Origin of the sequence: Amycolatopsis sp. NPDC024027 (assembly GCF_040638975.1) — a bacterium.
In the GTDB taxonomy this organism is placed as follows: domain Bacteria; phylum Actinomycetota; class Actinomycetes; order Mycobacteriales; family Pseudonocardiaceae; genus Amycolatopsis.
Window position 1 is genome coordinate 1 of sequence record NZ_JBEZYY010000046.1, and the last position, 13200, is coordinate 13200.

Below are 13200 nucleotides of genomic sequence, written 5' to 3' on the forward strand. Positions count from 1 at the left end.
CTCGAAAAACTCGCCACCCAACTCGAAAACGACGGCCACAAAACCCGCTGGCTCCAAGTCAGCCACGCCTTCCACTCACCCCTCATGGACCCCGCACTCACCCCCCTCACCGAAACCGCTCGAACAGTCGAGCACCACCCAGCCACCATCCCCGTCATCTCGTGCACCACCGGCCAACCACTCACCACCGACATCGACTGGGCCGCCCACGCCCGCAACACCGTCAACTTCGCCAGAACCATCAACTACCTCAACGAGAACGGCACCACCACCTACCTCGAAATCGGGCCCGACACCCACCTCACCCCCCACATCACCGCACCCCTCGTACTCGGCGCCCTGAAAACCAAAAAACCCGAAACCACCAACCTCCACACCACACTCGCCACCCTCCACACCCGCACCGAGCACAACGTCACCTGGCCAGGCCCCACCCGACGGCACACCCCACTCCCCACCTATCCGTTCCAACACACCACTTACTGGCCCACCGGCTCTGCGCGGGCTACGGACGCGACCGACCTCGGCCTCGAGCCCACCACGCATCCCCACCTCGCGGGCGCCATCACCCTCCCCGGCAACACCACCGTCTACACCGGACGCATCACCCCCCGAACCCACCCCTGGCTCACCCAGCACACCATCCTCGGCACCCCCATCGCCCCCGCCACCACCCTCCTCGACCTCATCCTCCACACCGCCGGCAGCCTCGGCTGCGAGCACATCGACCGGTTCGACATCGACACGCCGCTGGCTTGGCCGGACGGGGCGGCGGTGCGCGTCCAGGTGACCCTCGAGCCGCCGGACGGGGCCGGGCGGCGTGATGTCAGCATCCACACGGTCGCCGAGGGGACGAACCGGTCCGTGCTGAACGCCCACGCGGTGGTATCGCCCGGTGTCCCACCCAGGACGCGGTCGTGGGTCGTCCCGGCCGGGGCGACACCGCTGGAACTGGACGGCCTTCACGCCCGCCTCGCCGGGCTGGGCTACGAGTACGGTCCCGTGTTCCAGGGCCTCACCGCGGCGTGGGAACACGGCGGCGACATCTACGCCGAGGTCGCGCTGCCCGACGTCGAGCACGGCTTCACGGTCCACCCCGCCTTGCTGGACGCCGCCCTGCGCCCCGTCGTGCCGGCCGGGACGGCGGCCGGCGTTCCGTTCCCGGTCTCCTGGACCGGGGTGGCTTTCACCGGGCACCGGGCGTCCGTCCTGCGCGCGCGCTTCAGCCCGGTCGAACACGGATACGCCGTGCTGGTCGGCGATGCGGACGGGCGACCGGTCATGTCCGCCGGCACGGTCGAGTTCCGGCCCATCGCGCCGGACCGGCTGATTTCGCCGGCCACCGCCCAGCCGTTGCGCGTGGTCCAGTGGCGTCCGCTTCCGGTCCGGACCGGGCCGGTGGAGCCGGGTTCGGTGGTCGCGATCGGCTCGTCCCCGGTGACCGGTCTTCCGGCCGTGTCCGGGATCGACGACCTGGATCCGGCGGAGCTGCCGCAAGCGGTCGTCTACTCCGCGCCGGCTCCCACCGGCGGTGACGACCTTCCGGTGGCCGCCCGGACCGTCGCCGAGCGAGCGGTGACCTTCGTCCGGCGGTGGCTCGCGGACGACCGGCTTTCCGATGTCCGCCTCGTCGTCCTCACGCGTGACGCGACCACCGGCGCCCTCGAGCCGGCTTCCGCGTGGGGTGAGCTCTGCGCTGTCCAAGCCGAACACCCCGGCCGCGTCGTCCTCGCCGATCTGGACTCCGGCACCGTCCTGACCCAAGAGCTGATCGCCGCCGTTCTCGCCGGTGGCCACGCGCAGTACGCGCTGCGGGAGGGGGTCCTGCACACCGCTCACCTCGTCCCCCTCTCCGCCGGGCCCGCGACCGGCTGGGATCCGGGCGGCACAGTCCTGGTGACCGGCGAGCGAGACGGCGTCGGCGGGCTTGTCGCGGATCACCTCACCCAGCACCACGGGGTGCGGCACGTCCTGGTCTCCGGGACCGGCCCCGAGGCCCTCGCCGACGTCGTCGACCGGCACCCCGTCACCGCCGTCATCCACACCGCGGAGGGTGCCGACGAGACCGCTTGGCTCCTCCACCGCCTCACCCGGGACCGGCCCCTCGTGGCCTTCGTCCTGTTCTCCGCCTTCACCGGCCCCGCGGCCACCACTTTCGCGGACGCCCTCGCCGCCCACCGGCACGCCGAGGGACTTCCCGGCACGGCCGTGGCGTGGGGTCCCCGGGCCGGGGCCACGGCGGTCGCCCGGCGTGTGGCCCACGGGGGTGAGCAGGCGTGGCAGATCCCGATGTCCGCTGCTGCCGCCCTGAGCTTCCTGGACCAGGCACTCGTCGAGCCGCACCCCCGGCTGGTCGCCGCGCACCTCGCGGGCGGGGCGGCTCCGGTGCAGCGGGCCGAGCCGGTCCGGCCCCGGCTCGACCTGCGACGCACGCTCGGTGAGCAGTCACCCGAGGAGGTGCGCAACAGCGTGCTGGACTTCGTGCGGCAGGCGGTCGCCGACGTGCTCGGTTACACCGGCGCCGAGTCGATCTCCGCCCATCAGCAGTTCCAGGAGCTGGGGATCAGCTCCCTCACCGCGACCGAGCTGCGGGATCGGCTCGCGACCGGGACCGGGGTGCCGCTGCCGGCGACGCTCGTCTACGACTACCCGACGCCCGAGACGCTCGCCGAGTACGTCAGCGCCCGCATCGCCCCCGCCGCACCGTCCGCCACGCAGATCTTCGAGGAGGAGCTCGGCCGGCTGGAGGGCGCGCTCGCGGACGTGCCGGACGCGGATTCACGCGGATCGCTCGCGCGGCGATTGACGGAACTCGCGTCGCGGATCGACGCCGAACGCCGACCGGACGAGCCGGAGTCCGGTGACCTGGAGTCCGCGACCGACGAAGAACTTTTCGCGATCATCAACAACGACAACTGATGGGGGCACGGGAATGTCCGACTACGAGCAGCTGCGCAGTTATCTCAAGCGCGCCGCTTCCGACCTCCGGGACACCCGGCGTCGCCTCGCCGAGACCGAGGCGGCCGGTCACGAGCCGATCGCGGTGGTGGGCATGGGCTGCCGGTTCCCCGGCGGGCTGCGCTCACCGGAGGACCTCTGGGACCTGGTCGATTCGGGCGCGGACGCGATCGGGCCGTTCCCGGACAATCGAGGCTGGGACATCGAGGCGGTCTACGACCCGGACCCCGACCGGGTGGGGACGACCTACGCTCGCCACGGCGGGTTCCTCTACGACGCCGGCGACTTCGACGCGCCCTTCTTCGACATGTCACCCCGCGAAGCACTCGCCACCGACCCGCAGCAACGACTCCTGCTCGAAACCGCCTGGGAAGCCATCCAGGCCGCCGGAATCGACCCCGCCACCCTGCGAGGCAGTGACACCGGTGTCTACGCGGGAATCGTGTACCACGACTACGGGCCGGAGGCGGGCCGTGCCCCGGAGGCGGTCGAAGGCTATGTCGTGACCGGCAAGGCCGGGAGCGTGGCGTCGGGCCGCCTGGCCTACACCTTCGGCTTCCACGGCCCCGCCATCACCGTCGACACCGCGTGTTCGTCTTCCCTGGTCGCCGTCCACCTGGCCGGCCAGGCGCTCCGGGCCGGGGAATGTTCGCTCGCCCTGGCCGGCGGCGCCACCGTGATAGCCACGCCGGGCGCGTTCGTGGAGTTCTCGCGGCAACGGGGCTTGGCGCCGGACGGCCGGTGCAAATCCTTCGGCGCCCGAGCCGACGGCACCGGCTGGGCCGAAGGCGCGGGCATACTGCTGCTCGAACGTCTCTCCGACGCCCAACGCAACGGACACCCGATCCTGGCCGTGATCCGCGGAACGGCCGTCAACCAAGACGGCGCCAGCAACGGCCTCACCGCACCCAACGGACCCGCCCAAGAACGCGTCATCCGCCAAGCACTCGCCAACGCCCGGCTTTCCCCCGCCGACATCGACGCCGTCGAAGCCCACGGCACCGGCACCACCCTCGGCGACCCCATCGAAGCCCAAGCCCTACTGGCCACCTACGGACACCACCGGCCCAAAAACCACCCCCTGCACCTCGGGTCCATCAAATCCAACATCGGCCACACCCAAGCCGCCGCCGGAATCGCCGGCATCATCAAAATGGCCATGGCCATGCGCCACGGCTCACTCCCACGGACCCTGCACGCCGACGAACCTTCGCCGCACGTCACCTGGGACGAGAGCATCCGGCTGCTCACCAGCCCGGCGCCCTGGCCCACGACGTCCCGCCCACGCCGCGCCGCGATCTCTTCGTTCGGGCTCTCCGGCACGAACGCCCACCTGATCCTGGAACAGCCACCGCAGGAGGAGGCCGAGGCGCCTGCCGACTCGGGGGTGGTGCTGCCGTGGCTGATCTCCGCCAAGTCCGAAGCAGCGCTCGCGGACTACGCCGCGCGGCTTGTCCCGTTCGCCGGCGACGCCGGTTTGAACGACGTCGCCCACGCATTGGCCACCAGCCGCGCCGGCCTCCCGCACCGAGCCGCCCTCATCGGCAACACCAACCAAGAACTCCACAACGGACTCAAAGCACTCGCCGACCGAAACCCCTCCCCCGCCGTCATCACCGGCACCCCGGTGGAAGGAAAGACCGCGTTCGTGTTCACCGGCCAAGGCAGCCAGCACCCCGGCATGGGACGCGAACTCTACGAGACCCACCCCACTTTCGCCGACGCCCTCGACGAAACCTGCGCCCACCTCGACCCCCACCTCGACCGACCCCTCAAACAACTCATGTTCGCCGACCCCGACACCCAAGAAGCCACCCTCCTCAACCAAACCGGCTACGCCCAACCCGCCATCTTCGCCCTCGAAACCGCCCTCTACCACCTCATCCGCGCCACCGGAATAACCCCCAACTACCTCACCGGCCACTCCATCGGCGAAATCACCGCCGCACACACCGCCGGAATCCTCACCCTCCCCGACGCCGCAACCCTCATCACCACCCGCGCCCACCACATGCAAGCACTACCACCCGGCGGCGCCATGCTCGCCGTCAACACCAGCACCGACATCATCAACCCCCACCTCAGTCACGAGGTAGCCGTCGCCGCGATCAACAACCCCGACGCACTCGTTCTCGCCGGCCCCCGGCCCGCCCTCGAAAAACTCGCCACCCAGCTCGAGGACAACGGTCACAAAACCCGCTGGCTCCAAGTCAGCCACGCCTTCCACTCACCCCTCATGGACCCCGCGCTCGCCCCCCTCACCGAAACCGCTCGAACAGTCGAGCACCACCCAGCCACCATCCCCGTCATCTCGTGCACCACCGGCCAGCCACTCACCGCTGCCATCGATTGGCCGGCCCACTGGGCGAGTCACGCCCGCAACACCGTCGATTTCGCCAGAACCATCAACTACCTCAACGAGAACGGCACCACCACCTACCTCGAAATCGGGCCCGACACCCACCTCACCCCCCACATCACCGCACCCCTCGTACTCGGCACCCTGAAAACCAAAAAACCCGAAACCGCCAGCCTCCACACCACACTCGCCACCCTCCACACCCGCACCCACCACACCATCACCTGGCCGGGGTCCACCGGAAAACACGTTCCCCTACCCACCTACCCTTTCCAACGCAGCACCTACTGGCTCACTCCGGCGCCCGACACCCATCCCGCCGACCTCGGCCTCGAGCCGACCACGCATCCCCACCTCGCGGGCGCCATCACCCTCCCCGGCAACACCACCGTCTACACCGGACGCATCACCCCCCGAACCCACCCCTGGCTCACCCAGCACACCATCCTCGGCACCCCCATCGCCCCCGCCACCACCCTCCTCGACCTCACCCTCCACACCGCAACCGCGCTCGGGTTCCCGTACGTCACCGAGCTCACCATCGAGGCACCCCTGCCCCTGCCGGCCACCGGCGCGACGAGCCTGCAGGTCGAGGTGAGGGACGCCGACGCGGCCGGGCAACGCGGCTTCGCGATCCGGTCGCAGCCGCAGGACGGCCACGGCGACCTGTCGTGGACCACCCACGCCACGGGCTCGATCAGCGCAGCGCCCGCCCAGGAGTCCGATGTGGACGAATGGGCGACGGCGTGGCCACCCTCGGAAGCCGAGCCCCTCGACCTGTCCGGACTGTACGACGACCTCGCCGAGGCCGGGTACGCCTACGGGCCCGATTTCCGCAACCTGCGGGCGGTCTGGCGCCGGGGCGACGACCTGTACGCCGAGGTGGAACTGAACGCCGACCGGCACGAGGAGGCGCAGCAGTACCGGATCCACCCCGCGCTCCTCGACGCCTGCATGCACGCCTTCGCCCTGGACGGGATGGCGGGCGACGACGTCCTCGTCCCCTTTTCCTGGAGCGGCATCGAACTGTTCGCCACCGGTGCGACGGCGGTGCGAGTCCGGCTCGCCCGAACCGGTGAGCACCGGGTCAGCCTCCAGCTCGCCGACCCGGTGGGTGCGCCGGTGCTGAACGCCGGATCGGTCCGAGTGCGTCCGGTCACCACCGCGGCCCTGCGCGCCGGTGACGCCGCCACCGGGGAGTCCATGCTGGTTCCCCAGTGGGGTGTGGTCCGTCAGCTGCCCGAGGGCGCGCCCGGCCCCCTGGCCGTGTCCGGTCCCGACACACTCGGCCTCGCGGCCCACGGCGTGCCGACCCACGAATGCGACCCGGACCGGGCGCCGGCCGTCGCGGTGCTTTGCCACGGGGCCGAGCCCGTCACGGTCGCGCTGGACCGCGTCCAGCAGTGGCTGGCCGACGGCCGGTTCGGTGGCACGCGACTCGTCGTCCTCACCCGCGGCGCGGTGTCGGCGCAGGCCGGTCAAGACGTCACCGACCTGGCCGCGGCCGCCGTGTGGGGCCTGATGCGCAGTGCGCTGAACGAGCACCCCGGGCGGTTCGCGCTGATCGACATCGACGGAGCCGCGGAGTCCGCCGCCGCCGTTCCCGCGGCGATCGCGGCCGGCGCGCCCGAACTCGCCATCCGGCACGGCGTCGTGTACGCGCCGCGGCTGGACCGGGCCGCCACGGTACCGGTGCTGGCGCCGCCGGAAGGCTCGTCCGCATGGCGGATCGGGGTGACGGGCGGCGGTACCGCCGCCAGTCTCGCGGTGCTCGACGACCAGGCGGCCGACCGGCCGCTCGCGCCCGGCGAGGTGCGGGTGGGCATCCGCGCCGTCGGGTTGAACTTCCGGGACGTCCTCGTCGTGCTGGGCATGTACCCGGGTGAGGTGCCGGCGCTCTGCAGCGACGGTGCCGGGGTCGTCACGGCCACCGGGGACGCGGTGCGGGACTTCGCGCCCGGTGATCGCGTGGCCGGGTTGTTCCCCGGCTGCCTCGGCCCGGCCTCGATCACCGATCACCGCAATCTGATGCGGATTCCGGACGGCTGGACGTACGCCCAGGCGGCCACCGTGCCCGTGGCGTTCCTGACCGCGTACTACGCGCTGGTGGATCTGGGTCAGGTCCGGGCGGGCGAGCGCCTGCTCATCCACTCGGCCGCCGGCGGTGTCGGGATGGCGACCCGGCAGCTCGCCGCGCACTGGGGGGTGCGGACGTTCGGCACGGCGAGCCGGCCGAAGTGGGACGCGCTGCGGGAGCTCGGCTACGACGACGACCACTTGGCGTCGTCCCGGGACACCGGCTTCGAAGACCGGTTCCGCGACGCGAGCATCGACGTCGTGCTCAACTCGCTCGCCCACGAATACGTCGATGCGTCCCTGCGCCTGCTCCGGCCAGGCGGACGTTTCCTGGAGATGGGCAAGACGGATGTCCGCGAGGCCACCGAGGTCGCGCGCCGGCACCCGGGCACGACCTACCGGGCCTTCGACATGATCGAGGCCGGCCCGGACCGGATCCGCGAAATGCTCGACGCCCTGTCGGTCCTGTTCGAGTCCGGCGACCTGCGTCCGCTGCCGTTGGCCGCTTGGGACGTCCGGCAGGCGGCCGCCGCGTTCCAGCACATGCAGCAAGCCCGGCACGTGGGCAAGGTGGTCATGACCGTTCCCCGGCCGCCCGACCCCACCGGCACGGTCCTGATCACCGGCGGCACCGGCGTGCTCGGCGGGCAGATCGCGCGGCGCCTGGTGAAACGGCACGGCGTCCGGCACCTCGCGTTGCTCAGCCGCCGGGGCCCGGGCCACCCCGGCACCGCGCCGCTGGTCGCCGAGCTGGCCGGGCTCGGAGCCGAGGTGACGATCTTCGCCGCCGACGTGGGCGATCGGCAGGACGTGGCGGACGTGCTGGCCCGGCTGCCCGTCGAGCACCCGCTCACCGCGGTGGTCCACACCGCCGGGGTGGCCCGGGACGCCACCGTCGACGCGATCACGGCGGAAGACCTCGAAGCGGTGCTGCGCGCGAAGGCCACCGGTGCGCGCCACCTGCACGAGCTGACCGCGGGCCGCGAGCTCGCGGCGTTCGTGCTGTTCTCCTCCGCGGCCGGCCTGCTCGGCGGTCCCGGACAGGGCAGCTACGCGGCAGCGAACGCGTCCCTCGATGCACTGGCGGCGCACCGGCGGGCGAACGGGCTCAGCGGCACGTCCCTCGCGTGGGGGCTGTGGTCGGTCACCAGTTCCTTCACCGAGCACATGAGCGACGTCGATCTGGCCAGGATGCGCCGCAGTGGCCTGATGCCGCTGTCGGTGGAACAGGGCCTCGACCTGTTCGACGCGTCGTTCGCCCGTCCGGAGGCGCTGATCGCGCCGATGCGTGTCGACACCTCGGCCCCCCGCGACGCCGTGCCGGCGATGCTGCGCGGGTTGATGCGTGCTTCGATGCGCCGCGCGGCGACCACGACGGCGGGCACGGCGGACGCCTTCACCGAACGGCTCGCGGGTCTGTCCGGAGCCGACCGGAACCGGGCCGTGTCGGACCTGGTGCGCGCGCACGTCGCGGCCGTGCTCACCTACGACGATCCGAACGCGATCGACCCGGGGCAGCCGTTCAAGGACCTCGGGTTCGACTCGCTGACGTCGGTGGAGCTGCGCAACCGGCTGAGCACCGCGGTGGCGCTGAACCTGCCGGCCACGCTCGTCTTCGACTACGCCACCCCGACGGCACTGTCCGAGTACCTGTGCGGCGAGCTGATCGGCGCCGGGCCGGACCCGCTGTCCGCCGCGATGGCTCACCTGGAGGCCGTGGAGAAGACGGTCGAGGAAGCGGAGGCGCCGGCCCGGGAGCTGGTGGTGACGCGGTTGCAGGCGCTGCTCGCCCGCTGGACCGGCACCGAGCAGGAAGCCACGGTCGGAGACCGGATCCGGGAGTCGTCGGTGGCGGAGATCTTCGACCTCATCGACCGCGAACTCGGCAGCACCGGCGGCTGAACGGCGAAAACCCGGCCGGTGTCCCCCTGCGGGCACCGGCCGGGTTTTCCCGTCGGGGTGGTGGCCGGGGCCGGAGCCCCGGCCGGCTTCAGGTTCGTGCGGCGGCGAGCTTGCGTCGCAACCGGGTCATCCCGAGCGCGGCGGTCAACCCCACCCGCTGCAGCGGCCGGGCGCCGCTCATCCGCAGTACGGACCGGACACTCCACATCTGCGACTCGGCCACGTGGTCGGGTGAGCCGTGGACGTCGTCGTGCTCGAGCAGCCGCAGGTGGGGCAGCGTCCGGATCAGCCGGTCGACGTCGGATCGCGGGATCACCTCGTCGCGCGTGCTGACGACGCAGCTCACCGGGATCCGCACCGCCCGCAGTTCGTCGTCGGTCAGCCCCCAGCCGGCGATCCGGCCGGCGACCTCCGCCGGCTCCGTCCCCGTCAGGTGGGCCAGCGTGTCCCGGGTGACGCGGGGAATCCCGCGCTGCCACTGCGGGTCGGCGAAGAAGTCGTGGACCGGCGCACCGGCCAGCACGATGCCCTTCAACCGCTCGTCGTGGCCCGCGGCCCGCAGCGCGAGGTGGCCGCTGAAGCTGAGCGCGAGCGCGTAGATGTCCACACCGGACGCGACCGGCCCGAGAGCGTCGAGGAGATCGGGGATCATCCGCCAGCTGTCCCGGTCGTACTGCCGGGTGTTCTGGCCGACACCCGGCAGTTCCGCGACGACCCCGGTCATCCCGAGCCGGTGCACCAGCGGCAGCGCGGGTGCCCACTGTTCCTTCGTGCTGACGATGCCGCCCATGACCAGCAGCAGCGGCCGGGCGGGCCCGGCCGGCCGCTCGGTGGCCCAGCAGCGCAGCTCGCCGCCGGGGGTGTCCAGCCGCACCCGGTCGATGCCGGCCTCGGCCCGCCAGCCGTCGAACGCGCCGACCGCGTCGTCCAGTGCCTTCTGCCGGGTGGGTCCGTCGACGAAGGGGAAGCGGGCCATCGTCCAGTGCCGGGACGCGGCCAGCAGGTCGCCGCGCTCACGCAGCTCCGCCGCGGACCGCGACCACTCGACCGCCCAGGATCCCGCTTGCCCTTCCTCGTCGTTGTCGATCCGGTCCAGCACCGCCCGGCACTGCTCCGGCGGAAGCTGCTGCGCACGCGCATGGAGGACCACGAACCGTTTGAGCTCCGCGATGTCGTTCATGTCAGCTCTTGGCGAGCTCGCCCGCGAGCGCCCAGGTCCGCCGTTGCTCTTCGAGGGAGTGGATCCCCGACTGGCTGAGCACGACGGCGTCGGCGCCGGCGTCGAAGTACCGGCGGATCCCGGCCGCCACCTCGTCCTCGGTGCCGATCAAGCAGACTTCCGCCGGGTGCGTCACCCCCTCCGCCGCGAAGAGCCGCTGGTACGAGGGGAGGTCCGGGTAGTACCAGAATCCCTGGTTCGCGATGTCGCGGACCGTCTCGGCGTCGTCGGTGACGATCGCCGGCACGGCGGCGATGATCCGGGGCACCGCACGGCCGGCGGCCGCGGCGCCCTTCGCCACGTCCGGGATGATGTGCTCGGCCAGTGCGCGCGGCCCCGCCAGGAACGGCATGGCCGCGTCCGCGAGCTCCCCGACGACCCGCAGCGCCTGTGACCCCACGGCCGCGACGACCACCGGGACACCGCCACCGCCGGCGACCGCGGTCGGCATCACCGGCTGCGCCGTGATCACCTCGCCCGCGAAGCCGACCTGCTCTCCGCTGAACGCCTGCCGGAACACGGTCAGCGACTCGCGCAGGCGGCGGATCGGCCGGTCCCAGCCCGGTCCGAACGCGGGCTCCATCATGGACTTCGCACCGAGCCCGACGCCCAGGGTGAAGCGCCCGCCGGTGGCGGCCTGCGCGGTCTGCGCCTGCGCGGCGATGGTGAGTGGGTGGCGCGGCCACAGCGGCACCACACCACTGCCGATGGCGATGCCCGGCACCTCCCGTCCGACGATCGCGGCCGCGGTGATGGCGTCGTGGTCGAACAGCTGCGAGAACCACGCCGACGACAAACCGGCTTCGGCGGCCTCGCGGGTCTTGCGGATCAAGGTGTCGACGACGTTGTCCAATCCCCCGCCGACATCGGCGGCCGGGGTGAGTATTACGCCGATGTCATGCGTCATGCGACAGGTTCCTTCCACGGCATGGCTGTTGGTTTCTCGCCCGACCCTGGCCCCCGCCGCTAAAGCATTGCTTGCGCGCCGGCCGGCACGCGTGGATCGCGGATTGGCGCCGCTTTAGCCCGCGGCCGCATGCTGGCGGCACAACGGAAACCAGGACCGGACGAGAAGGAATCCGATGGCCGACAACATCGCGTTAGTGGACCTCACCGAAATGGTCACCTTGCATTACAAGGGCGAAAGCCCCGACGTGCCGAAGGTGGGGGATTCCGACACCTACGACACCACGCTGCTCGACAAGGACGGCCACAAGATCGGCACGCTGACCGGCCGCGGGAAGATCGAGTACCACCGGCCGTCGGACAACCACCTCATGATCCACTACGAGGAGGAACTCACTCTGCAGGACGGCACGATCGCCATCGACGGCTGGATGGACGGCAACGAAATCCGGGCCGGTCATTGGCAAACCCTGGACGCCAAGGGCGTCAGCGGACGCTACGCGGGCTGGACGGGCGTGCGCATGCTGCGCGTCAAGGAGCCACACCAGGTGATGGACGCGGCGGTCTTCCTGTTCGGCTGAGCCGGTCAACCGGCTGCCCGGCGATCAGGTCGCGGTCGACGGAGCCGGTGCGGTGCGGTTCGGCATGGGTATCCGCGGCAGCGAGCCGTCCGTCTCCAGTTGTCAACGCGAGGGAGCGCATGACCGCCGACAAGCCGCTGCGAGCCGACGCCCGGCGCAAGCGCGAGGCCCTGCTCGCCACCGCACGCGAGGTCGCCGCCGCCGGCGACTTCTTCGACCTGCGCTTCGACGACTTCGCCAGCCTGGCCGGAGTGGGCACCGGCACGCTGTACCGCCACTTCCCCACCCGGGAGGCGCTGGCCGAGGCGGTCTACCGCGGGGAAGTCGCCACGCTGTGCGACCGCGCCCGCCACCTCCAAGCCACCCGGCCCGCGGCGGAAGCGTTGGCGACCTTCCTCCGCGGCATGGTCGACCACATGGACACCCACCAGGGCCTCGCCCGGACGCTGGCCACCCTCTGGACCGACCACTCGAGCACTCTTGCCGAAGGCAGCCAGGCACTGGAGCAGGCCGTCACCGACCTGGTGGCCGCCGCGGTCAAGGCAGGCACCGTACGCGACGACGTGGACCTCGGCGCCGTCATGATGGCGCTCCACGGCATCGGCGCGACCCACGACCGCCCCGATTGGCGAGCCGAGGCCGACGACGTCATCACCCTCGTACTGGACGGACTGCGCGCCAGCTCGATGCCGGGAATCACCCGCTCTCAGGCGTCGGGCTCTTCCTCGGCGTCGTCGTGCGGAAGGATCACGTCGGGTCCGGTCTCACCAGGCCCGAACCCGTCGGCGGTATCAGGTGCCCCCTGACCGGGATCGGCGGCCGCGACCTCTTGGTGTCCCGTTTGCGGATTCGGCTCGAACGGCGAAGTCGTCATACCGCAGGTGTACCCCGCGACCGGCGCTTCATTCGTCGACGCGCGGTCGGTGGCCGAACTCGCCTCGGATCCCCTGTGGACGGTCACCCGCACCGAACGAGTGGTCAGTGGCTCACCGCCGAGCGGCTCGTCGAACAGAACGGGTAGCGCCTCCTGGCCGGCGAACAGCCCTGAGCAAGGGCAAGGCCGCGCCCGGCTCCCGAACCGCGGGCACCGGAGCACGGCCTCGACCTCGGTGGACTCAGATCTTGTAGAAGTCCGTGTAGTGGTTGGGCGAGAACCAGACCACTCCGGTGGTCAGGTCGACGATGATCCGGTAGGCGTC

The 13200-nt window shown here is 71.5% G+C and carries 6 protein-coding genes; 4 read left to right on the top strand and 2 right to left on the bottom strand.

Annotated features, from left to right (window positions below):
- Positions 1-84 precede the first annotated feature (84 nt).
- Positions 85-2919 (top strand): phosphopantetheine-binding protein, encoded by a 2835-nt coding sequence (locus tag AB0F52_RS48535; protein WP_360186435.1) that lies wholly within the window; start codon positions 85-87, stop codon positions 2917-2919.
- A gap of 13 nt (positions 2920-2932) precedes the next feature.
- Complete coding sequence (locus tag AB0F52_RS48540; RefSeq protein WP_360186438.1) at positions 2933-9295, top strand: type I polyketide synthase; 6363 nt, start codon at positions 2933-2935, stop codon at positions 9293-9295.
- An 88-nt stretch (positions 9296-9383) separates the two neighbouring features.
- On the opposite strand, the gene AB0F52_RS48545 is transcribed toward AB0F52_RS48540, so the two are convergent.
- Both AB0F52_RS48545 and AB0F52_RS48550 read right to left on the bottom strand, forming a co-directional pair.
- Positions 9384-10475 carry an alpha/beta hydrolase gene (locus AB0F52_RS48545; RefSeq protein WP_360186440.1) on the bottom strand — a complete coding sequence of 364 codons (1092 nt, stop codon included), beginning with the start codon at positions 10473-10475 and terminating at the stop codon, positions 9384-9386.
- A 1-nt stretch (position 10476) separates the two neighbouring features.
- Positions 10477-11421, bottom strand: coding sequence for a TIGR03564 family F420-dependent LLM class oxidoreductase (locus tag AB0F52_RS48550; protein ID WP_360186442.1), 945 nt, complete (start codon positions 11419-11421; stop codon positions 10477-10479).
- A 175-nt stretch (positions 11422-11596) separates the two neighbouring features.
- Here AB0F52_RS48550 and AB0F52_RS48555 point away from each other — a divergent pair, with 175 nt between their 5' ends.
- Both AB0F52_RS48555 and AB0F52_RS48560 read left to right on the top strand, forming a co-directional pair.
- Complete coding sequence (locus AB0F52_RS48555) at positions 11597-12001, top strand: hypothetical protein (RefSeq protein WP_360186445.1); 405 nt, start codon at positions 11597-11599, stop codon at positions 11999-12001.
- A gap of 119 nt (positions 12002-12120) precedes the next feature.
- Positions 12121-12807: a TetR/AcrR family transcriptional regulator gene (locus tag AB0F52_RS48560; RefSeq protein WP_360186448.1), complete on the top strand. Its 687-nt coding sequence runs from the start codon at positions 12121-12123 to the stop codon at positions 12805-12807.
- Positions 12808-13200: the final 393 nt, after the last annotated feature.